The 22,994-nt window shown below is 70.6% G+C and carries 18 protein-coding genes; 15 read left to right on the top strand and 3 right to left on the bottom strand.

Annotated elements, in window-relative coordinates:
• Window positions 1–8 precede the first annotated feature (8 nt).
• Window positions 9–440 carry a MarR family winged helix-turn-helix transcriptional regulator gene (locus AW271_RS28165; protein ID WP_245653238.1) on the bottom strand — a complete coding sequence of 144 codons (432 nt, stop codon included), beginning with the start codon at window positions 438–440 and terminating at the stop codon, window positions 9–11.
• 193 nt (window positions 441–633) lie between these two features.
• Between AW271_RS28165 and AW271_RS28170 the strand changes: the two genes are divergently transcribed.
• Window positions 634–1,959, top strand: coding sequence for an extracellular catalytic domain type 1 short-chain-length polyhydroxyalkanoate depolymerase (locus AW271_RS28170; protein ID WP_062340608.1), 1,326 nt, complete (start codon window positions 634–636; stop codon window positions 1,957–1,959).
• Here the strand turns inward: AW271_RS28170 and AW271_RS28175 are convergent.
• The gene (locus tag AW271_RS28175; protein ID WP_245653239.1) at window positions 1,949–2,815 is read right to left on the bottom strand and encodes a PaaX family transcriptional regulator; all 867 of its coding nucleotides are present in this window, start codon (window positions 2,813–2,815) and stop codon (window positions 1,949–1,951) included. The genes AW271_RS28170 and AW271_RS28175 overlap by 11 nt on opposite strands.
• A 39-nt stretch (window positions 2,816–2,854) precedes the next feature.
• On the opposite strand from AW271_RS28175, the gene AW271_RS28180 reads away from it, so the two are divergent.
• From AW271_RS28180 to AW271_RS28240, 13 genes are all read left to right on the top strand, one after another.
• Window positions 2,855–3,715 carry an amidohydrolase family protein gene (locus AW271_RS28180; RefSeq protein ID WP_062340609.1) on the top strand — a complete coding sequence of 287 codons (861 nt, stop codon included), beginning with the start codon at window positions 2,855–2,857 and terminating at the stop codon, window positions 3,713–3,715.
• Window positions 3,716–3,856: 141 nt separating this feature from the next.
• Window positions 3,857–5,101 (top strand): MFS transporter, encoded by a 1,245-nt coding sequence (locus AW271_RS28185; protein ID WP_245653240.1) that lies wholly within the window; start codon window positions 3,857–3,859, stop codon window positions 5,099–5,101.
• Entirely contained in the window at window positions 5,094–6,566 is a 1,473-nt protein-coding gene (locus AW271_RS28190; RefSeq protein WP_062340611.1) for an acyl-CoA synthetase, read from the top strand. Before AW271_RS28185 ends, AW271_RS28190 begins: the two co-directional genes overlap by 8 nt.
• 471 nt (window positions 6,567–7,037) lie before the next feature.
• On the top strand, window positions 7,038–8,366 hold the full coding sequence (locus AW271_RS28195) for a lectin (protein ID WP_062340612.1): 1,329 nt from the start codon (window positions 7,038–7,040) through the stop codon (window positions 8,364–8,366).
• 41 nt (window positions 8,367–8,407) lie between these two features.
• A complete protein-coding gene (locus AW271_RS28200; RefSeq protein ID WP_083977333.1) occupies window positions 8,408–10,795 on the top strand; it encodes an RICIN domain-containing protein in 2,388 nt (795 codons plus the stop codon).
• A gap of 95 nt (window positions 10,796–10,890) precedes the next feature.
• A complete protein-coding gene (locus AW271_RS28205; RefSeq protein WP_062340613.1) occupies window positions 10,891–11,658 on the top strand; it encodes a FadR/GntR family transcriptional regulator in 768 nt (255 codons plus the stop codon).
• 74 nt (window positions 11,659–11,732) lie between these two features.
• Window positions 11,733–13,010 carry an ABC transporter substrate-binding protein gene (locus AW271_RS28210; RefSeq protein WP_062340614.1) on the top strand — a complete coding sequence of 426 codons (1,278 nt, stop codon included), beginning with the start codon at window positions 11,733–11,735 and terminating at the stop codon, window positions 13,008–13,010.
• 4 nt (window positions 13,011–13,014) lie between these two features.
• Complete coding sequence (locus AW271_RS28215) at window positions 13,015–13,980, top strand: carbohydrate ABC transporter permease (RefSeq protein WP_083977337.1); 966 nt, start codon at window positions 13,015–13,017, stop codon at window positions 13,978–13,980.
• Entirely contained in the window at window positions 13,980–14,801 is an 822-nt protein-coding gene (locus AW271_RS28220) for a carbohydrate ABC transporter permease (RefSeq protein WP_062340615.1), read from the top strand. Before AW271_RS28215 ends, AW271_RS28220 begins: the two co-directional genes overlap by 1 nt.
• Before the next feature lies 1 nt (window position 14,802).
• The gene (locus AW271_RS28225; RefSeq protein WP_062340616.1) at window positions 14,803–15,954 is read left to right on the top strand and encodes a mandelate racemase/muconate lactonizing enzyme family protein; all 1,152 of its coding nucleotides are present in this window, start codon (window positions 14,803–14,805) and stop codon (window positions 15,952–15,954) included.
• Between the two features lie 28 nt (window positions 15,955–15,982).
• Window positions 15,983–18,796 (top strand): NEW3 domain-containing protein, encoded by a 2,814-nt coding sequence (locus tag AW271_RS28230; protein WP_157554699.1) that lies wholly within the window; start codon window positions 15,983–15,985, stop codon window positions 18,794–18,796.
• Complete coding sequence (locus AW271_RS28235) at window positions 18,793–19,650, top strand: amidohydrolase family protein (protein ID WP_062340618.1); 858 nt, start codon at window positions 18,793–18,795, stop codon at window positions 19,648–19,650. Before AW271_RS28230 ends, AW271_RS28235 begins: the two co-directional genes overlap by 4 nt.
• Before the next feature lie 56 nt (window positions 19,651–19,706).
• Entirely contained in the window at window positions 19,707–20,477 is a 771-nt protein-coding gene (locus AW271_RS28240; protein WP_062340619.1) for a FadR/GntR family transcriptional regulator, read from the top strand.
• Window positions 20,478–20,490: 13 nt separating this feature from the next.
• On the opposite strand, the gene AW271_RS28245 is transcribed toward AW271_RS28240, so the two are convergent.
• Complete coding sequence (locus AW271_RS28245; protein ID WP_083977339.1) at window positions 20,491–21,516, bottom strand: LacI family DNA-binding transcriptional regulator; 1,026 nt, start codon at window positions 21,514–21,516, stop codon at window positions 20,491–20,493.
• 106 nt (window positions 21,517–21,622) lie between these two features.
• On the opposite strand from AW271_RS28245, the gene AW271_RS28250 reads away from it, so the two are divergent.
• Window positions 21,623–22,993, top strand: a complete 1,371-nt coding sequence (locus AW271_RS28250; RefSeq protein ID WP_083977341.1) for an ABC transporter substrate-binding protein — start codon at window positions 21,623–21,625, stop codon at window positions 22,991–22,993.
• The last annotated feature ends 1 nt before the right edge of the window (window position 22,994 follow it).

The following is a 22,994-nucleotide window of genomic DNA, read 5'->3' on the forward strand; positions in this document are numbered from 1 at the left end:
TCGGGAGATCACCCAGACCCGGGCGGGTGGAGGGCCCGGGTGCACTGCGTGAGCGCCTCCAGCAGGGTGACGCGGGTGACGTCGTCGAGGTCGGCGAGCATGTCGTCCTCGATGCCGTCGAGCGCGCGGTCGCACCTGCGCAGCGCCGCCCGGCCCTGCCGGGACAGATGGACCCGCAGGATCCGCCCGCCGTCGGGGTGGGCGTCGCGGTGGATGAGGCCGCGTCTCTCCAGGTCGCGGACCACCAGATTCATCGCCTGTGGCGTGACGAAGGCGATCCGGGCCAGCTCGGCCGAGGACAGGCCGTCGCGTACGCGCAGTTCCCCGAGCGCCATGTACTCGGTCGTCGTGACGCCGTGGAGCGCGAGGGCCTCGTCGAGCCGGGCGCGGATGCGGCGCTCCAGCCGGTAGACCAGATAACTCAGCCTGGGCGGGTTCACCGCATGACCATAACGGGCGATGTAAGTTTCCGGGCCTGCATATCAAGCTACTTGATAAGCATTGGCCCGATGACCAGCATGAGCAGCGCATTTCCATGATCGATCGGCTGTGTTCCCGCACGGGCGAAGGTTGACCGGCCCGCCGCGGCGCTCGTATACCGGCTGCGTCAGGACGTCGACCAGAGGAGGGCCGATGAAGCGATTGACCGCCGTCGTCGCCGCCGGAGTGGTGTACGCCGCCACGATCCTGGCGGCCGGACAACCCGCGGCGGCCGCCACGCTGACCGAGGTGACCAGCTTCGGCAGCAACCCCGGCAACCTGCGCATGCACCTGTACGTGCCGGACAACGTGCGGCCCAGCCCGGCGATCGTGCTCGCGATGCACGGATGCGGAGGTTCCGGACCGGGGTTCTTCTCGGGCTCGGAGTTCCGCTCCCTCGCCGACCAGTACGGCTTCATCGTCATCTACCCGTCGGCGTCGAAGAAGGGCAACTGCTTCGACTCGTGGTCGGCCGCCTCGCAGACGCGCAACGGCGGCAGCGACCCCGTCTCGTTGTTGTCGATGGTCAACTACACCCGGCAGCGCCACAACGGCGACGCCAACCGGCTCTTCGTCACCGGCAGCTCCGCCGGTGGCATGGAGACCAACATCATGCTCGGCAACTACCCCGACGTGTTCAAGGCGGGAGCGGCGTTCATGGGGGTGCCGTTCGCGTGCTTCCCGAACGAGGCCGACTACGTGCCGTCGCCGGGGGTCAGCGACTGCGCCTCCGGGCGCATCAACAAGACGCCGCAGCAGTGGGGCGACCTGGTCAGGGCCGCCTACCCCGGCTACACCGGCCCCCGGCCGAAGGTCCAGCTCTGGCACGGCACCAACGACAACCTGGTCTTCTACGCCACCCACCAGCAGGCTATCGACCAGTGGACGAACGTGTTCGGGCTGAGCCAGACGCCCACCAGCAGCGACACCCCGCAGGCGAACTGGAACCGCCGCCGCTACGCCGACTCGTCCGGCACGGTGCGGGTGGAGGCGTACAGCATCCAGGGCGCGGGACACAGCCTGCCGAGCGGCGGCATGGCCGCGGCCGCGATCCAGTTCTTCGGCCTGACCGGCGAACCCAGCCCGTCGCCCAGCCCGTCTCCGTCGCCCAGCCCGTCCCCGTCCCCGTCACCGAGCCCGTCTCCGTCGCCCAGCCCGGGTTCCGGCTGCCGGGTCGCCTACGTGCCGAACACGTGGAACAACGGGTTCACCGCCGAGGTCAGCGTCACCAACACCGGCAACACGCCCGTCAACGGCTGGACGGTGACCTGGTCGTACGCCGGTAACCAGCGGATCACCAACGCGTGGAACGCCACCGTGACCCAGTCAGGCACCCAGGTCACCGCGCGCAACGTCAACTACAACGGCACGATCGCGCCGCAGGGGCGCGCCGGCTTCGGCGTGCAGGGCACCTACAGCGGCAGCAACACGAACCCGTCGGGGTTCACGCTCAACGGCACGGCCTGCGTCATGGGATGAGTTCGTCCAGGACGCCGTCGGCGACCGTCCGGGCGGGGCGCACGTATTCTTCCGCACGGGTGCGGAAGACCTGCTCCGCCCGGATAGCCGGCCAGTCGCCGGGGAGGTGCTCGGCCGGCAGGTGCGGGTCCTGCCGGACGAGCTGCAGCCAGTCGGTGTGCAGCAGGAGCTGCCTGACCAGGTCGTCGGGGGCGTCGGGCAGCGGGTGGAGCACGTCCCAGCGGGCCAGGAAGGCGCGGTAGCGGCGGGCGATCTGCTCGATGTCGAAGGCTTTTGCGACCAGGTCGGCGGCCTCGGTCGGGGTGTACGCGCGGGCGGTCAGCACCGTCACGTGGTCGTCGACGTCGAGGCCGTCGAGCACGCCGGTGACGTCCTTGGTGCCCGGGGTGATCCACAAGCCGCTCTGCAACGGGCCGAACCCGGCCCAGATGAGGCGGGAGCGCAGGTCGTGCCGGGTGCTCCGGCGGCTGTCGGGCAACGAGAAGCCGACGACCGTCCAGGTGCCGTCCCAGTCGCGGTTGACCGCGCCGGTCTCCCAGACGCGGCGGCGGCCGTCGCGCAGCACGGTCTCGGCGTGGGGGGTGAGCCCGAGGTAGACCCGCCGGCCGAGCCGGTGGCGGACCAGCAGGTTGCGCTTGACCATGCGGGCGAGCGTCGACCGGACGGCCTCCTCGGAGACGCCGAGGCGGGCGAACACCTCGATGACGCTGCCCGAGGAGATGGCGGTGCCGCGGTCGAGGGCGTAGACGCCGAGGAAGCTGAAGATCAGGGATTGGGGGCGCGCGGAGGGCGCGGCCGGTTCGTCGTCGGCGCCGATGGTCACGACGAAAGCGTAGACGGGCCAGATGTCAGGCACATAATTGACGAAAGTCAGATTTGTGCCCAAGGAGGTCCCATGAACGTCGGCGAACTCGTCGCGATCGACGTCCACACGCACGCCGAGGTCTCCGCCGACGGGCACGCCTCACTGAGCGACGACCTGGTCGCCGCCTCGGCGAAGTACTTCAAGGAGGGCAACCGGCCGACGATCCCCGAGATGGCCGCCTACTACCGCGAGCGCGGCATGGCCGCCGTGGTGTTCACGGTCGACGCCGAGCACGCCACCGGGCATCCGCGCATCTCCAACGAGGAGGTCGCGGAGAGCTGCGCCGCCCACGCCGACGTGCTGATCCCGTTCGCCAGCGTCGACCCGTGGAAGGGCAGGGCGGGCGTCAGAGAGGCCCGCCGGCTGGTCGGCGAGTACGGGGTGCGCGGCTTCAAGTTCCACCCGAGCGTGCAGGGCATGGCCCCCGACGACCGCGCGGCCTACCCCCTCTACGAGGCGATCGAGGAGCTGGGCGTGCCGGCGCTGTTCCACACGGGCCAGACCGGCATCGGCGCGGGCCTGCCGGGCGGCGGCGGGATCCGGCTGAAGTACTCCAACCCGATGCTGGTCGACGACGTCGCCGTGGACTTCCCGGAGTTGCGGATCATCCTGGCCCACCCGTCGTTCCCCTGGCAGGACGAGGCGCTGGCGGTCGCCACGCACAAGCCGCACGTGTACATCGACCTGTCGGGCTGGTCGCCGAAGTACTTCCCGCCGATCCTCGTCCGGTACGCCAACACGCTGCTCAAGGACAAGGTGCTGTTCGGCTCCGACTACCCGATGATCACGCCCGACCGGTGGCTCGCCGACTTCGACAAGCTCGACATCAAGCCCGAGGTCCGGCCGAAGATCCTGAAGGAGAACGCGGCCCGGCTGCTCGGCCTGACTTGATAGTGGGCAAAGGATTGACGTCCGTCACGAATGTGCCTAAATTCCGGGCAAGCAGGCGCAGCGGCTCACTCCCTGATCGAGGAGCTTGTTATGTCGGACCCGTCGGTCATACCCCAAAGCCAGGTTCAGCTCCGCCGTGCGGTGGCTTCCAGCTTCCTGGGCAGCGTCATCGAGTACTACGACTTCCTGCTGTACGCGACCGCCTCGGCGGTCGTCTTCGGGAAGGTCTTCTTCTCCACCCTCGACCCGCTCACGGCGACGGTCGCCAGCTTCGGCACCTTCGCCACGGGCTATCTCGCCCGCCCCCTGGGCGGGGTGATCTTCGGTCACTTCGGCGACCGGCTCGGCCGCAAGCGCATGCTGGTCCTCACCATGACCCTGATGGGCCTGGCGAGCTTCCTCATCGGCCTGCTGCCCACCTACGACCAGATCGGCGTGCTGGCCCCGGTCCTGCTCGTCGCGTTGCGGATCGTGCAGGGCCTGGCCATCGGCGGCGAGTGGGGCGGGGCCGTGCTGATGTCGGCCGAGCACGCCACCAGCCGGCGCGGCCTGTGGGCGAGCTTCACCAACGCCGGCGCCCCGTTCGGCATGGTGCTCTCGACCGGCGCGCTGACCGGCACCGCCGCCCTCCTCGACGAGCAGGCGTTCCTCAGCTGGGGCTGGCGGGTGCCGTTCCTGCTGAGCATCCTGCTGCTGGCGGTCGGGTTGTTCGTCCGGCTGCGGGTCGAGGAGACCCCGGTGTTCGCGGCGGCCGGGCGCACCACCCGGATGCCGCTCCTGGACGTGCTCCGCGACCACCCGCGCGTGCTGCTGCTCGGTGTGGGCGTCGGGCTGTCGGCCTTCGTGGCGCAGGGCACGCTCACCACCTACCTGATCGCCTACGGGGTGCGGACCGGCTTCGCCCGCCAGGACGTGCTCAACGGCCTGACGCTCTCGTCGGCGCTGGCGGTGGTGAGCATCATCGCCTGGTCGGCGCTCTCCGACCGGACGGGCCGGCGGCCGATCGTGCTCGTCGGCGCGCTGCTCATGGCGGCCTTCGCCTTCGTGCTGTTCCCGATGGTGAACAGCGGCAGCGTCGTGGTGCTCACCCTGGCGCTGGTGCTCGGCCAGGCGATCATCCACCCGCTGATGTACGGCCCGCTCGCCGCCCTCTACGCCGAGTTGTTCCCCACCAGGAACCGGTACACGGGCGCCTCGCTCGGCTACCAGATCGCCGGGCTCGGCGCGGGCCTCGGGCCGCTGCTGTTCGCCCAGCTCGACGCCTCGTCGGGCGGCGGCGGCACGATGGCGGTCTCCATCGTCATCGCCGTCTGCTGCCTGGTGACGGTCGTCTGCGTGCTGGCGCTGCGGGAGACCAGCACCCGAGACCTCGCCGCCGATGCGTAACGCCGGGCTCGGCGGCTGGCCCGCCCGCCGCGCCCGGATGAGCCCCGGCCGGACCGCGTTCGTGCAGTCCGGCCGTCGGGTGACGTACGCCGAGTTCCATGAGCGGACCACCCGCCTGGCCTCCCGGCTGGACATCCGGCCGGGCGACCGGGTCGCCTACCTCGGCCCCAACCACGTCGCGCTGGCCGAGACCATGTTCGCCACCCACCTGCTCGGCGGGGTGTTCGTCCCGCTGAACTTCCGCCTGGCCGCGCCCGAGATCGGGTACATGCTGCGCGACTCGGGCGTGTCCCTCCTCGTGCACGACCCCGCCCACGGCCCGCCGGAGACGGACGTGCCGGCCGCGGACCTCGACACGGTCGAGTCGTGGATCGCGGCGGGCGACCCCGGCCCGATCGACGTGCCGGTCGCGGCCGACGACGTGGCGCTGATCCTCTACACCTCGGGCACCACCGGCAGCCCGAAGGGCGCCATGCTCACCCACGCCAACCTGGTGTGGAACTGCGTCAACATGATGATCGGCGTGGATCTGACGAGCACCGAGGTGACGCTGATCAGCGCGCCGCTCTTCCACGTAGCGGCCCTGAACCAGACCCTCCTGCCGACCTTCCTCAAGGGCGGCACCTCGGTGATCATGCCGTCGTGGAACGCCGACCGCTGCTACGACCTCATCGAGGAGCACGGCGTCACGTGGATGTTCGGCGTCACCACCATGTTCGCCGACTTCGCCCGCTCTCCCCGCTGGGCCGACGCCGACCTGTCGTCGCTGCGCACCCTCATGTCGGGCGGGGCGCCGATCCCGGTGGCGCTGATCCGGGCCTACCAGGAACGGGGCCTGGTGTTCTGCCAGGGTTACGGCCTGACCGAGACCGCGCCGGGCGCGACCTTCCTGGAGGCGGCCGACAGCGAACGCCGGGCGGGCTCGGCCGGGGTGCCGGTCTTCTTCGCCGACGTGCGGGTGGACGCGCCGCCCGGCACGCCGGGCGAGGTGCTCATCCAGGGGCCGAACGTGACCCCCGGCTACTGGGGCAACCCGGGGGCGACCGCCGCCGCGCTGACCGGCGACGGCTGGTTCCACTCGGGCGACATCGGGGTCATGGACGACGAGGGCCATCTCACCATCGTCGACCGCGTCAAGGACATGTACATCTCCGGCGGCGAGAACGTCTATCCGGCCGAGGTCGAGGCGGTGCTCTTCACCCATCCGGCGGTGGCGGAGGCCGCCGTGGTCGGGGTGCCCGATCCCCGATGGGGTGAGGTGGGCCGCGCCTTCCTCGTGCTCGTGGCGGGCGCCGAGGCGACCGCCGCGGAGCTGACCGGATTCTTGCGCGAACGGCTCGCGAAATACAAGATCCCCGTCTATTTCGACGTCGTCGACGCCCTGCCCAAGACGGGCTCCGGCAAGATCCGCAAACCGGAGCTCCGCGCGCTCGGCGTGCCAGATGAAGGTTTCAGCAGGTCGTGATCTCCGGGTGGCCCGAATGCGCAGGCCCCGTCGGCTCCCGGCGCGCGCTCCAGATTATGTGAATGTTTCATACTCTTGACGCTGGCCTGTCGGCTGTTGTTTGCTACGCAAGACCTGTCAGGGTGGATTCACAGGAAGAAAGGAGCCATGCCGACATGTGTGCTTGTTAACGCTCACATGTCGGTGAAGTGCGCATCGTCTGAGGATGGACGCCGCATCCCTCCGCAGAGGTCGCCGATGAGGAGGCACCTGGTGAGAAGGCTCTTCGCTCTCCCGGGCTCCTGATCAGACCGATATGCGCCCCACAGATGTCATGGCGGCCCGCGTCGGTCTCCGGTGGTGCCACTCCGGTCACCGGCTGGGCCGCTCCATCTCTCCCCGGACGGCACGCCGGTCGAACCGGCTCTTTCCGCCTGCCCTGACGCCGTTCCAGAGCGACCTCATCGTCCTACCGAGCGCAGAGGAAGTCGCATGACGTCACGGCACAGATCGATCTTCGCGGCCATCGTGGCCGCGGCCGGGCTGGTGCTCGCCACCGGCTTACTGGCGCCGCCGGCGGGCGCCGCCGCGACCGCGGGGTGCGGCAAGTCGCCGACGCTCCGCAGCGGCACCCACACCATCACGAGCGGCGGCAAGAGCCGCCAGTTCATCCTGCGGGTGCCCGACGGCTACGACAACAACCGGCAGTACCGGCTGATCTTCGCCTTCCACTGGCGGGGCGGCACCATGAACGACGTCGCCTCCGGCGGCACCAGCGGGACCGCGTGGTCCTACTACGGGCAGCAGGAGCAGTCGAACAACAGCGCGATCCTGGTCGCCCCGCAGGGCCTGGGCAACGGCTGGGCCAACTCCGGCGGCGAGGACGTTCGCTTCGTCGACGACATGATCTCGCGCATCGAGGGCGACCTGTGCGTCGACACCACCCAGCGCTTCGCCACCGGGTTCAGCTACGGCGGCGGCATGAGCTACTCCCTGGCCTGCTCGCGGGCGACGGTCTTCCGCGCGGTCGCCGTGTTCGCCGGCGCCCAGCTCAGCGGGTGTGACGGCGGTACGCAGCCCATCGCGTACATGGGGCTGCACGGGATCACCGACAACGTGCTGAACATCTCGCAGGGGCGGTCGCTGCGCGACCGGTTCGTCCGCAACAACGGCTGCACCGCGCAGAACCCGCCGGAGCCCGGCCAGGGCAGCCGCTCGCACACCCTCACCACCTACTCCGGCTGCCGCTCCGGATACCCGGTCGTGTGGGCCGCCTTCGACAACGGGCACATGCCCGGCCCGGTCGACGGGACCTACGCGGAGAGCGGGATCACGACCTGGACCAAGGGCGAGGTGTGGAAGTTCTTCTCCCAGTTCGGCAGCGGTCCGAACCCCTCGCCGACGCCGACCCCGACGCCCACGGTCTCTCCCGGCGCGACGTCCCCGCTGCGCGGGGTCGCCTCCGGCCGCTGCCTGGACGTCAGCGGTGCCTCGCAGGCCAACGGCGCGGTCGCCCAGCTCTGGGACTGCAACGGCCAGGCCAATCAGCAGTGGACCACCACGGCGGCCGGTGAGCTGCGCGTCTACGGCGGCAAGTGCCTCGACGTGAGCGGCGCGGGCACCGCCGACGGCACCGCGGTCCTCATCTGGGACTGCAACGGCCAGAACAACCAGAAGTGGCGCCTCAACTCCGACGGCAGCATCACCGCCATCGGGGCGAACAAGTGCCTCGACGTCTCCAACTACGGCACCGCCAACGGCTCCCGGGTCCACATCTGGGCCTGCCACGGCGGCACCAACCAGCGCTGGACGCGCACCTGAGAAAGCGGCCTCCGCGCCGAACACCCCCCAAGGAAGGCTCCATGCTCCCACTCACCTCAGCCTCCCTGAGAAAGTTGTTGTCCGCGGCGACGACGGCGCTCGGCCTGACCGTCGCGGTCACCGTGGTCGCGCCGGTCGCACCGGCCGCCGCGGCGACCACGACCCTCTACGCCTCGGCCACCGGATCGGGCACCGCCTGCACCTCGGCGCAGCCGTGCTCGATCTCGGCGGCGCAGACGGCGGTGCGGTCGCTGAACGCCGGCATGTCGGGTGACATCGTGGTCGAACTGGCCGCGGGCACCTACCGGCTGACCGCGCCGCTCCGCCTGACGGCCGCCGACTCGGGCAACAACGGCTACACCGTGCGCTGGCAGGCCGCCGCCGGCGCCCGGCCGGTGATCACCGGCGCCCGCGCCGTCACCGGCTGGACGCTCGCCGACTCCGCCAGGAACATCTGGCGGGCCACCGTCGGCACCGGCGTCGACACCCGCCAGCTCTACGTCAACGGCGCGGCCGCGATCCGGGCGCGCACCCAGGTGAACCGGGCCGACTTCACCGCGAGCAGCACCGGCATGCGGTTCACCAGCAGCGCCCTGAACTACCTCAACAACCTGGCGAACCAGAGCCGGGTCGAGATGGAGAGCGTGGGGTCGTTCACCGACCGCTACTCGCCGGTGCAGAGCATCAGCGGCGGCCAGATCACGATGCAGCAGCCGGCGTGGAACAACAACAACTTCGGCTACGACACCTTCACCCAGCCCCACCGGGCCGGGCCGCTCTACCTGGCCAACGCCTACGAGTTCCTCGACGCCGCCAACGAGTGGTACCTCAACACCGGCACCGGGGTCCTCTACTACATCCCGGCCGCCGGCCAGAACATGAGCAGCCTCAGCGTCGAGATGCCGGTGCTGCAGTCGCTGGTGTCGGTGGGCGGCACCCTGTCCGCGCCCGCCCACCACATCGCCTTCTCCGGCCTCACCTTCACCGGCACGACGTGGCTCGGGCCGAGCAGCAACCAGGGATTCGTCGACCAGCAGACCGGTTCCTACATCTACGGCAACTGGAACTGGCCCGGCTTCTCGACCTGCCACAACGGGTGCACCCAGTTCGAGGCGGCCCGGCCGAACTGGAACCAGATGCCGGCGGCCGTGCAGATCTCGGCCGCCGACAACGTCACCTTCGGCGACTCCCAGTTCGTCAACCTCGGGCAGACCGCCATCGGGATCGGCAACGACGCCAACGCCACCACCAGCGGCGTCGGGCTGGCGGCCAGCAACATCACGATCACCCGGTCGGAGATCGCCCGCAGCTCGGCCGGCGGCGTCGTGGTCGGCGGGGTCAGGGCCGACGCCCATCACCCCAGCGACCAGCGCATGGTCAACCGCAACATCACGATCAGCAACAACCGCATCCACGACCTGGGGCTGGACTACCGGGGCATCGTGTCGGTGCTGACCACCTACGTCAGCGACGCGACGGTGTCGTACAACGAGGTCTACAACATGCCCTACACGGGCATGTCGATCGGCTACGGCTGGGGCGCCAACGACACCGGCGGCAACACCCAGTACGCCAACCGGGGCCTGTACAACTACCAGCCCCGCTACACGACCCCGACGACCGCCTCGAACAACCGGCTCATCGGCAACTACGTCCACGACGTGATGCAGCAGATGAACGACGGCGGGTGCATCTACACCCTGTCGTGGAACCCGGGCGCGGTCATCAGCGACAACTACTGCCTGCGCACCAACGGGCACTTCGGCGTCTACTTCGACGAGGGGTCCAAGTACTACACGGTCCGCAACAACGTCTTCTCCTCCATCGGGGTGTGGGCCACCGCCAACTACTGGGGCGGGGAGAACATGGGCAACTGGACGGTCACCGGGAACTGGACGAGCAGCAGTTCCACCAACGTGACCAACGGTGACCGGGGCAACGTCGTCAACAACAACGTCGTGGTCTCCAACGGCGCCTGGCCCTCGGGCGCCCAGGCGGTCATGAACGCCGCCGGGCCGCAGGGCGGCACCACCAATCCGCAGACCGTGGAGATCGTGGGCGCCCAGTCGAACCGGTGCGTCGACGTGCAGAACAACAGCAACGCCAACGGTTCGCCGACGCACATCTGGGACTGCTCCGGGGTCTCCACCCAGCGGTGGTCGCGGACGTCGTCCGGGCAGTTCACGGTGTTCGGGAACAAGTGCCTGGACGCCTCGGGCCAGGGGACCGCCACCGGAACCCCGGTGGTCATCTGGGACTGCAACGGCGGCGCCAACCAGCGGTGGACGGTCAACGCCAACGGCAGCATCAGCGGCGTCCAGTCGGGGTTGTGCCTGGACGTGTCCGGCAACGCCACGGCCAACGGCAGCCGCTTGCAGCTGTGGACCTGCCACGGCGGCACGAACCAGCGCTGGACCCTCCGGGGCTGATCAGGGCCGGGGGGCCGGGTACTCGGCGTCCGGCCCCCCTCTGGCGTGAGATGTGCGGCCTCATGGTGAGGTCTATCAGTCGTACTCTTGGAGGTGTGGCAGAGCAGACGAGCGGTGTGGAGCGGGCGGCGGGCCCTTATCGGCCCGGATACGAGGTGGCGGCGGAACAGGTACTGGAGCTGATCAGCCGGTTGCGGCTGCGGCCGGGTGACCGCATGCCCACGGAGATAGACCTGGCACAGCGGCTGGGCACCAGCCGCACGGTGGTCCGTGAGGCGGTGAAGATCCTGTCCGCCCTGGGCCGGGTGCGGGCGCACAAGGGCCGGGGCCTCTATGTGGCCGACGACGAGGGCATGCTCGGCACCGGCAGGTGGGCGCCGTTCTTCCTGCCGACCGACCTCGACCACGTCTACATGTTGTTCGAGTTCCGGCGTACCCAGGAGATGGAGACCAGCCGCCTGGCCGCGCGCCGGGCCACGCCCGCGGAGCTGCGTGAGATCGAGAAGGCCGCGGGCGTCTGTCGGCATGGGTTCGAGACGGGGCGCGAAGACCTGTTCAACGAGGGCGACGACGCCTTCCACACGGCCATCGCGACGGCCTCTCACAACATGTTCCTCCAGGTGTCCGTCCGGGAGGCGCGCCGGCTCCAGGCGCAGTCGAGCCTGATCGGCATGAGCGGGTCGGTCGGCGGCCACGCGGCCAAGGCGGTCGAGGAGCACGAGGCCATCTACCAGGCGATCCGGATCGGCGACGCCGAGGCTGCGGCGGAGGCCGCCGCCGCCCACATCGACAACACCCTGGAGGACTACCGGACAGAGATTCAGCAACGGATCTTCTCGGCGAACCAGGAAGTATTGACGTAAGACGTCATACGAATTACGTTCCGGTTCACATGAGCGGCCGGGCCGACCGGCCGCCGCCGGGAGAGTGAACAGCGATGAAGCGAACCCTTTGGCCGGGCGTCGTGGTCCTGGCGCTGACTGTGGCCGCCTGCGGCAGTGCGACGCGTCCCGCGTCCACGCCGACCGGATCGGCCGCAGCAGCAGCCCCCGCGAGCAAGCTCGTGGTCTGGGACTGGAAATCCGGTGAGCCGTACGCCAAGACATACATCGAGAAGGCGAAGGCCGACTTCGCCAAGAAGCACCCGAACGTCACCGTCGAGTTCGTGCCGCAGCCGTTCGAGCAGTACTACACCCTGCTCGGCGCGGCCATGCAGACCAAAACCGGGCCCGACGTCATGCTCTTCAACGGCGGCGGCCAGATCCGTGACCGGTCCGACTCGCTCCTGCCCCTCGACGAGTACGTCGCCGAGGACAAGTCGCGCCTGGCCGGCTGGGAGGCCTTCGCCAAGGACGGCAAGACCTACGGCGCCCCGGTGACCCTGCAGGGCCACCCGATCTACTACAACAAGGCGCTCTACGAGAAGGCCGGCATCACCGCCCCCGCCACGACGTGGGACGAGTTCCTCGCCAACTGCGACAAGCTCAAGAAGGCGACCGGCGCCGCCTGCTTCGCCCTCGGCAACAAGGAGGGCATCGGGCCGCAGTTCTGGCTTTCCGGTATGGGCTCGGGCGTCCTGACGCCGGCCGAGTACGACGGCTGGATCGCCGGCAAGCGCGACTGGAAGTCCCCCAACGTCAAGAAGATCTTCGAGATGTTCAAGGAGACCGGGGACAAGAAGCTCAACAACGAGGGCGCCAACTCCACGGCGATGTTCACCGACATCTTCTCGGTGTTCAACACCGGCAAGGCCGCCCACATCATCGGCCTGATGTCCGACATCGGGCACTGGAAGGACTTCGGCGAGTTCATCGGCCCCGACAAGGTCGGCATCATGCTCGCCCCGGTCGTCACCGACGGCGCCACGCCGAGCCTGCCCTACGACGGCGGCATCGGCTACGCGGTGGCCAAGTGGACCAAGGACCCCAAGGCCGCGGCCGACCTGGTCCGCTCGCTGACCACCACCGACGCCCTGTCGTCCTTCTCCGCCGAGGCGGGCGCGATCGCCTCCGACACCACCATCTCCGCGCCGCAGGACGCCCCCGTCGTCGGTGAGATCGTGGCGCAGCTCAAGGCGGGCAAGCCGGCGCTGCACGTCGCGATGGACTCCAAGACCATCGACCTGATGGGCCGGCTGTCGCAGAAGCTGCTGAGCGGTTCGGCCACCGTCGACGAGGCGGTGGAGGAACTGGCCGCCTCCGACCAGGAGAACTGAGCCGGTGCCGACGAGGAACACCTCGCCGGCGGTCCGCCCGGGTCACCTCGGGCGGACCGTTGAGGGAGGCAAGAAGGAGCGGGCCCGCCACGGCGCGGCCCGCCGCAGAGGGCGTTCCGAACGCCTCGCGCCGTATGTGCTGATCGCCCCGGCGGTGCTGATCATCGTGGCGCTGCGGCTCTACCCGCTCGCGCTGGGCGTCAACTTCTCCTTCACCGGAGACGGCGAGGCCAACGGCACGGCGGTCGGCTTCGCCAACTACCTGGAGCTGCTGGACGACCCGCTGTTCCAGACCGCGCTGGCCAACGTGGGGCTGCTGGTGCTGCTCCTGCCGGTCGCGGTCGCGATCCCGGGGCTGCTGGCGACGTTCATCTACCTGAAGGTGCCGGGCCACCGGTTCTTCCGCAGCGTCTACTTCTTCCCCGCCGTGTTGTCGCCGGTCATCGTCGGGGCCATCTTCAACCTGATGCTCGCCTTCGACGGCCCGCTGAACGAGCTCCTCGGCACGATCGGCCTCGGCCCGGTCGACTGGCTGGGCGACCCGGGCGTGGCGAAGTTCGCCGTCGTCGGGGTGCAGATCTGGGCGACGTTCGGCATGGCCCTGGTGGTGTTCCTGGCCGGCTTCGCCACCCTCGACGCCTCGCTGCTCGACGCGGCCCGCGTCGACGGCGCCTCGTTGCGCCAGAGCATCTGGCACGTCATCATCCCGAGCCTGAGCCAGACGATCCAGTTCGTCTTCGTCACGACGATGATCGGCATGCTGACCTCGATGTTCGGCCTGCTCTACGTGATGACCAGCGGCGGGCCGGAGGGGTCGACCTACCTGCCCGAGTACTACATCTGGATTCAGCAGGGGCAGATGAACCGGCCCGCGCTCGCGTCGGCGGCCTCCACGGTCCTGTTCCTGATCATGCTCGTGGTCGGCCTGCTGCAGATCAGCGTGCTGCGCCGCGCGGGACGGGAGGACTGATGCGGCGCCTCGGCAAGTGGGTGGTCGCCGTTCCGATGGCGATCCTGGCCCTGGCCACGATCTATCCCCTGATCTTCACGGCCAACGTGGCCATGAAGACCCGGCGCGAGTACGTGCTCGACCGCTTCTCGCTGACCGAGTCGCTCCACTGGGAGAACATCGCCACGGCGTGGAACAGCGTCGGCATGGCGCGCTACTTCGCCAACTCGCTCTTCGTGGTCGCGGCGTCGGTGTTCCTGCTGCTCTGGCTGGGCTCGATGGCCGGATTCGCGCTGAGCAGGCTGCCGTTCCGGGGGTCGAAGGCCCTGTTCATCGGCTGCCTGGCCGCGCTGTTCATCCCGTTCCAGGTGATCATGGTGCCGCTCTCGCGGGTGATGGCCGACACCGGCCTCATCGACACCTATCCGGGTCTGATCCTCGCGTACGTGGCCCAGTTCCTGCCGTTCACCGTGTTCCTGATGACCAGCTACTACCGGTCGGTGCCCAAGGAGATCGTCGACGCGGCCCGCATCGACGGCAACACCGTCTACGGCGTCTACCGCCGGATCATGGTGCCCATCGGCCGGCCGGCGTTGTTGTCGGTCGGCATCCTGGACGCCCTGTTCTGCTGGAACGACGTGCTCATCGCGCTGCTGATGATGCCGTCGGCCGACCACCGCACGCTGATGGTCGGCGTCACCTCCCTGCGCGGCCAGTACACCGACAACATTCCCACCTTCGCGTCCGGGGTCCTGATCGCCGCCGTGCCCGTCCTGCTCGTCTACCTGTTCCTCCAGCGTCAGATCGCCGACGGTGTGACCGCCGGTTCCACGAAGGGCTGACATGCGCATCTCGGGGTATCGCGCGTTGACCACCGTCCATGATTGGGGCCGTCCCGTCGGGGACGCCAACGGTCTCTACGCCGACGGGGTCGTCAAGGTCCCGCTCGTCGTCGTCGAGACCGACGAGGGGATCACGGGCGTCGGCGTCGGCCCGCACGTGGAGATCGACTCGATCTTCGCGGCGCTGGAGGGTGAGGACCCGCGGGGCGTGACGGCGCTCTACGACCGCATGCTGCGGCGGACCTTCAAGGCGGGCCACGCCGGATCCGTCTTCGGCACCATCGGGGCGCTCGACACCGCCCTGTGGGACATCAAGGCGAAGGCGGCCGGCGAACCGCTCTGGCGGCTGCTCGGCGGGCGCGACCGGCGGGTGCCCGCCTACGCCTCCGGCCTCGACATGGGCCTGGACGACGCGGGGCTCGTCAGCCTGTACAAGGAGTACGCCGAACGCGGCCTGCGCGCGGCCAAGCTCAAGGGCGGGCTCGACGTCGACCGCGACCGCGAGCGCCTGACCCTCGTGCGCGACGTGCTCACCGAGGCGGGGAACGGCGCCCGGCCGGGGCTGATGCTCGACGCCAACGAGGTCTGGTCGCGCAAGCAGGCGGTCCGCCACGTGACCGAGCTCGAACGCACCCTCGACCTGACCTGGGTCGAGGAGCCCGTCCGGCGGTGGGACGCCGACGGGCTCGGCGCGGTCGGCCGGGGCGTGCGCGCCGCCGTCGCCACGGGGGAGAACCTCACGGGGCTGGAGCAGTTCCGGCCGCTGATCACGGCCGGGGCCGTCGACGTCGTGCAGACGGCGGCGGTCTGGGGGGTCACCCACTTCCTGCGCGTGGCGGCTCTGGCGCACGCCTACGACCTGCCCGTCAGCCCGATCGGCACCACCCCCCACGGCCTGCTGCACGCCGCCACCTCGGTGCCGAACCACCTGGTCACCGAGTTGCAGGACCTCCGGCCGCCGACCGGGTTCGTGCTCGACCTGTCCATCGAGGACGGCGCGTTCGTCCTCGGCGACTCGCCGGGGGCGGGCCTCACCCTCGACGAGGACGCGATCAGGGCGATCACCGCCGGGCCGGTCACCCGGGCGTACGACAGCCCCGCGGTCCGTCCCGGGCTGGCCGGCCTGCGCCTGCTGGCTCCCCGGGTGCACTGACGTCCACGCCGGAAAGAAAGGATCTGCCGTGTCTCTCTCACCCGTGGTCGTCACCGTCGCCCCCACCGGCGCCGCGAACGCCGACGACGCCGGGCCGGGCAGGCGGAACCGCCCGCTCGCGACCCTGGGGGAGGCGCGGCGGCGGGTGCGCGCCGCGCTGGCCCAGGGCCATCTCGACGTGACCGTGGAACTCCTCGACGGCGTGCACCGGCTGACCGAGCCGCTGCGGCTCGACGCGGCCGACTCCGGCCACGACGGGCACCCCGTGACCTGGACCGCCGCGCGCGGGGCCGACCCCGTGATCAGCGGCGCCGTCCCGGTCACCGGGTGGGCGCCCGACGACCCGGCGACCGGCGTCTATCGGGCCCGGGTGGAGCCCGGGTCCGACAGCCGCCAGCTCTACGTCGACGGCGCGCTCGCCCGCCGGGCCAGGATCGCGCTGCCGCGCGAGCACGTCACGCTGACCGCCACCGGCCTCACCCTCGACGACCCCGGGCTGGCGTGGCTGGCCGGCCTGCCCGACCAGGGGCGCGTCGAGTTCCAGGCGACGTCGGCGTTCACCAACCGGTTCGCCCCGGTCGAGCGCATCACCCCGGCCGCCGTCGTCATGCGGCAGCCGGCCTGGGACAACAACACCTACGGCTACGACACCCTCCAGGCGCCGATGCGTACGCCGGAGTACTTCATGGTCAACGCGCGGAGCTTCCTGGACGAACCCGGCGAGTGGTACCTCGACCCCGCCTCGGGCACGCTCTACTACGCGCCGCTTCCGGGGCAGGACCTGGCCACGGCGCGGGTCGAACTGCCGCGCCTGGAATCGCTGCTGGAGGTCGGCGGCACCTACCACGACCCCGCCCGCCACCTGCGCTTCGAGAACCTGACCTTCACCGGCACCACGTGGTTGCGCCCGTCGTCCCATGACGGCTACGCCAACCAGCAGACCGGCGCCTTCATCGCCGGCCCGCAGCCGCACCGCCCGGCCGACGCGTTCGACACGTGCGCGGTCGGCTGCGCGGGGTTCGAGGCGTCCCGCGACGGCTGGTTCCAGGTGCCCGGGGCCGTGCAGGTGTCGGCGGCCGAGGACGTCGCCTTCGCCGGGTGCACGTTCGTCAACCTCGGCTCGGTCGCGCTCGGCATCGGCAACGACGCGAACGCCCACGCCACCGGCGTCGGGCTGGGCGCGCGCCGGATCACGGTCAGCGGCGGCGTCTTCACGGCCAACGCCGGGGGCGGCATCACCGTCGGCGGCGTGCGCCCCGACGCCCACCACCCCGGCGACCCCCGCATGGTCAACGGCGACATCGTGATCAGCGACAACCGCGTCTTCGCCACGGCGGTCGACTACCTCGACCACGCCGGCGTCTTCGCCAGCTACGTCACCCGGCTGACCATCGCCCACAACCTCGTCGCCGACCTGCCCTACTCGGGCATCGCCCTCGGCTACGGCTGGGGCGCCAACGACCCGGGCGGCAGCCCCGACTACCTCGCCCGCGGCCTGTACGACTTCCGTCCCGTCTACGACACCCCGACGACGATGAGCGACGTCCACGTCGTCGGCAACCACGTGCGCGACGTGGTGCGGGCGATGTCCGGCGGAGGCGCGCTCTACACCCTCTCCTCGATACCGGGCGGCGTCATCGAGGAGAACTACTGCGAGAACAGCGGCCAGTACGGCGTCTACTTCGACGAGGCCTCCCGCGACCTGACCGTGCGGAACAACGTCTTCGTGAACACGGCCGGCCCGTGGGCGCACGCCAACGTCGCCAACGGCAACCGCACCGGCGACCTGACCCTGACCGGCAACCACGTCACCAACCCGCTGGTCACCGGGATCGCCGACGGCCGCCGGGGCGACGTGCTGCGCGACAACACGACCGTCACGCCCGAGACCCTCCCCGTCGAGGCGGCCCGGATCATCTACGACGCCGGTCCCTCCGGCGACCACCGCGGCCCGCCCGACCCGGGGCGGCCCCCTTTCGGCGTGACCGTGACGGCCGACCCGCCCGTGCTCGACGCGGGTGAGACGGCGGTCGTCACGGTGACCGTGCGCAACCTCAGCGAGCGCCGGGCCTCGGCGGTGACGGTCGCGCTCGTCGTCCCCGACGGCTGGCAGGCCGAACGCTCCGGCCGCCCGGCGCGGTGCGGGCTCGACTCGGGCGCGTCCGGCACGGAGACCTGGAAGGTCACCGCACCGGCGTCGGTCCGGGTCCCGGTGGGCCCGGCCGTGGTGAAGGCGGTCGTCACCGGCTGGGCCGACCTGGCCGGGGCCGAGGTGGTGCGGTCGCTCACGATGACCGCGCTGAACCCGCTCACGTCGCTGAAGTCGCGGGGCTCGGTGTCCAGCCGCTTCGCCGAGGCCGGTTCCCGGTACGCCATCCTGATCGCCGGGGCCGGATCACCCGACGAGTACGGCGTCGTCTACCGCGACGGCGCCGCCGGGCCCTCCGCGGTCGTCACGGCCCGGGTCACCCACCTCGACGCCACCGACCCCCGGGCCGAGGCCGGCGTCGTGCTCCGCGACGACCTCTCCGGCTGCTCGCCCGGTCACGCGGCCATGGTCGCCACCCCCGGCGACGGCGTGGTGTTCCGATGGGACGCCGACGGCGACGGGCGTCTCGACACGGCCGGGTCGGTCCCGGACATCGGGGCGCCGGTCTGGGTGCGGCTGGTGCGCCTGGGCGATCAGGTCAGCGGCTACTACTCCCGCAGCGGCACCACGTGGATCAAGGTCGGCCCGACCGCCGATCTCACGGGCGTCGCCCACCGGCAGGACGCGGGCCTGATGGCCGCGTCCCGCGCGGGCTGGTTCGGATTCAGCGACTTCAGTGTGAGGCAGGCATGAACAACTCCGTCGTCGACGCCCACCACCATCTGTGGGATCTGTCCCGCCGTCCGCAGGACTGGCTGACCTCCCCCGAGATGAAGATCCTCTACCGGGACTTCTCCCCGGCCGACTACGCCGCCACCGCTGCCGAGGCGGGGGTCGGCCGGTCGGTGCTGGTGCAGGTCCTGGCCGACGCCGAGGAGACGCGGGAGTTCCTCCGTACGGCGGCCGAGTCGGAGACCATCGCGGCGGTGGTCGGCTGGGCCGACCTGACCCGGCCCGACCTCCCGGAGGAGCTGGCCGCGCTGGCCGCCTCGCCGGGCGGCGGGCTGCTGCGCGGCGTCCGCCACCTCGTGCAGGCCGAACCCGACCCGGCCTGGGTGGCCCGCGACGACGTGCGCGCGGGCCTGCGGCACGTGGCCTCGGCCGGGCTCACCTACGACCTGCTGGTGGCGCCGCACCAGCTGCCGGCCGCGATCGAGACCGTGCGGGCGCTGCCCGACCTCGGCTTCGTCCTCGACCACCTGGCCAAACCGGCCATCGCCGCCGGGGAGCTGCGGTCGTGGGAGGTCCTGCTGCGGCGGCTGGCGGCCGAGCCCAACGTGACCGCCAAGCTCTCGGGCCTCATCACCGAGGCCGACCGGGAACGGTGGGACGCCGAGGCCCTGCGGCCCTACGTGGAGGTGGCGATCGACGCGTTCGGGCCCGACCGGCTGATGTTCGGCTCCGACTGGCCGGTCTGCCTGCTCGCCGGGTCGTTGCCGAGGTGGACCGACACGGTCCGGACCCTGCTGGCCGATCTGCCCGAGGGCGACCGGCAGGCCGTCTTCAGCGGGACGGCCGAGCGCGTGTACCGCCTGTCCACCGCGTGATTCGTATGACGTCTAGACTCGTCGCACACGTGCGGTGGGGGTCAGCTGGAGGGGACATGGCGGCATCTCGGAGGGCGTCCGCGGGCACCGGACCCTCTCCCGACTGGACAAAACGCCCGGCCAACCTCGCGCAGGCGCTCACGGGGGAGCTCGTCGCCCGCATCGTGCGCGGCGTGCACGCCCCCGGCACCCCGCTGCCGCCCGAACCGGCGTTGTGCGAGTCGTTCTCCGTCAGCCGGACCGTGGTCCGGGAGGCGGTGAAGGTCCTGCAGGAGAAGGGGCTGGTCCAGGTCCGCCAGGGCAGCGGCACGATCGTCACCGCGCCCACCGAGTGGAACATGCTCGACGAACTCGTGCTGGGCGCGACCATCGCCCAGGACGACGGCATCACCGTGCTCGACGACCTGGTCGTCACCCGGCGGCTGCTCGAGTCGGACATGGCCCACGTGGCCGCCCGCGTCGCCGACGGCGAGGTCGTCGAACGCCTGCGCGCCCTGGTCGCCCGCATGGACGAACTCGTCGGCGACCCCGTCGCCTACGCCGACTACGACCGCGCCTTCCACGACACGATCATGCGGACGTCCGGCAACCGGATCGCGCGGGCGATCGTACGCCAGCTGGAGAGCCAGGTGATCAACACCTCGCGCTACACGGGCCGCACCGAACGCGCGCTCTGCGTGGCCTCCAACCTCGGCCACCGGCGCGTCTACGAGCGCATCGCGCTCGGCGACCCCGAAGGCGCCTCGGAGGCGATGTTCACCCACATCACCGAGGCCTGGCTGGTCCGCCGGGGCGGTCCGGGCGAGCCGGTGCGCCTGCGGCGCTGACCCGGCGTGAGCCTCACGACCGGGGGGCGACCGACTCCCGGTGCCGCACCGGCATGGAGACCCGGAACACCTGGCCGGGCTCCACCTCGCCGGCCATCTGGGCGAACAGCACCTCCACGGCCTGACGGCCCAGTTCGTAGTGGGGCAGCGCCACGGTCGTCAGTTTGGGCTGTATCCACGACGCGATCGGGTGGTCGTCGAACGACACGACGGAGACGTCGCCGGGCACCGAGAGCCCGGCTTCGCCGAGCGCCTGGTAGGCGCCCATCGCCACCCGGTCGTTGAGGCAGATCAGCGCGCGGGGGCGGTGGTCGGCCAGCAGCGCGCGGGTCTCGGCCAGGCCGTGTTCGGGTTGCCAGTCGGCGCAGACCCGCCCTCCGGCGATCCGCAGCCCGGTCTCGCGGATGCCGATCAGGCGCTCGACGGCCGCGACGCTGTCGGCGGGCACGTCGTTCAGCGTCGGCCCGGCTCCGATCAGGTAGACCTCGTCGTGGTGCCCGGCGTCGAGCAGCACCCGGGCGGCCGACCGCCCGGCCTCGATCTCGTCGGGCACGATCGAGGGCAGGCCCGAGGCCGGCCGGGGCAGCGCGTTGAGCAGGACGGCCGGGCCGATGTCCTTCGGGACCTTGATCGTGCGGGTGAACATGGCGGCCAGGATGATGCCGTCGACCTGGCGGTCCTGCATGGCGTGCAGCAGGCCGCGCTCCAGCTCGGGATCGCCCTCGCTCTCACCGATGAACAACATGAAGCCGCGCTCGCGGGCGGCCTCCAGGGCGCCCTTGATCATGTCTCCGGCGAGGCGGGATGTCGCGACGGTGTCGGAGACGAAGCCGATCGTGCGCGTCGTGCCGGTGCGCAGCCCGACGGAGACCGCGTTCGGGCGGTAGCCCAACTCATCGGCCGCACGCAGTACCCTCTGCTCCACGTCGTGAGAAATGCGCAGCTCACGGCCCCTGCCCGTCATCACGAGCGAGGCGGTCGTACGGGACACTCCGGCCGCCTCGGCCAGATCGGCCAAGGTGACCCGACGTCGGCTCACCGCTGAGACCTCCACATTTCAACCCAATTACGGGGCCTTGACACGGTCGGATACGCACGGTGAGACTATCGCATCGCTAATCCGATTTAGCAAAGGGAGACGCACCATGTCTCGACGAGTTCACTCCCGCCGGAGCCGCGTGGCGATGGTGGTCATCCTGGGGGGAAGCCTGGCCGCCGCGTGCGCCGCGCCGGGCAGCGGCAACGCCCAAGCGACGGCCGCCGCCTCGTCGGCCGCGCCGATGTCGGCCGCGCCGACCTGCGGCACCGAGCCGATCACCCTGAAGGCCTACTACGAAACGGGCTTCCCGATCACGAAGGCCCTCAGCGACGAGTTCGCCAAGCAGCATCCGAACGTCACCTGGGACATCCGCGAAGACCAGTTCGCGGTGATCACCCAGAACGCGCCCCGGGTGCTGGCCGACGACCCGCCCGACCTGATGCGCCTGCCCCAGGTCTCCGAGCTGGTCAAGAACAACCTGCTCAAGAACCTCGACGACTACGCCAAGGTCTTCGGCTGGGACCAGTGGCCCGCCTCGCAGCTGGAGCAGATGCGGCTGGCCCCCGGCGGCGCGGTGCGCGGCGAGGGCTCCCTCTACGCCATGGGCCTGAACTTCTCCATGACGGGCGTCTTCTACAACAAGAAGCTGGCCGGGCAGATCGGCATGACCACCCCGCCCGAGACGCTCGCCGACCTCGACGCCGCCCTGGCCAAGGCCAAGGACGCGGGCCTGGCCCCGATCGCCCAGTTCAACGGCGGCGCGACCGGCGGGCTGGCCTTCCCGCTCCAGGACCTGATGGCCTCCTACGGCCCGCCGGCGCCGATCAACGAGTGGATCTACCAGAAGCCCGGCGCGACCATCGACACCCCGTCGAACCTCCAGGCCACCCAGCACCTGGAGAAGTGGATCAAGGCCGGCTACTTCTGGAAGGACGTCAACGCCGTCGACTACGCCACCATGATGAGCCGCTTCATCAAGGGCGACGGCCTGTTCATGTTCAACGGCGACTGGGAGTCGGGCAACCTCGACAAGCAGATGGCCGGGAACATCGGCTTCTTCCTGATGCCCCCGGCCCAGGCCGGCGGCAAGCGCGCCGCCATGTCGGCCCCGCTGACCTTCGGCATCGGCGCGAACGCCAAGAACGCCGACTGCGCCGCCGCGTTCCTCAACTGGGTGGCCACCGACGCCCAGGCGCGCACCATCGGCGTCGAGGTCGGCGGCTCCCACCCGATGGGCCCGGCCGACGCGCCGATGCCGCCGGTCACGGCGGGCAGCGTCACCGAGAACACCCTCGCGGCGGGCGCGCAGATCGCGACGGACAACGGCGCGATGGACTTCATCGCCAACGCCACCGGCGCGATCTACGCCAAGAGCTGGACCCCGAACCTGCAGAAGCTGGTGGCCGGGGAGCAGACGCCCGACGGCCTGCTGAAGAGCGTGCAGGCCGACTACCAGTCCCAGGTCAAGGGAGGCTGAC

The sequence above is a fragment of the Herbidospora sakaeratensis genome, assembly GCF_001570525.1.
Taxonomy (GTDB): Bacteria; Actinomycetota; Actinomycetes; order Streptosporangiales; family Streptosporangiaceae; genus Herbidospora; species Herbidospora sakaeratensis.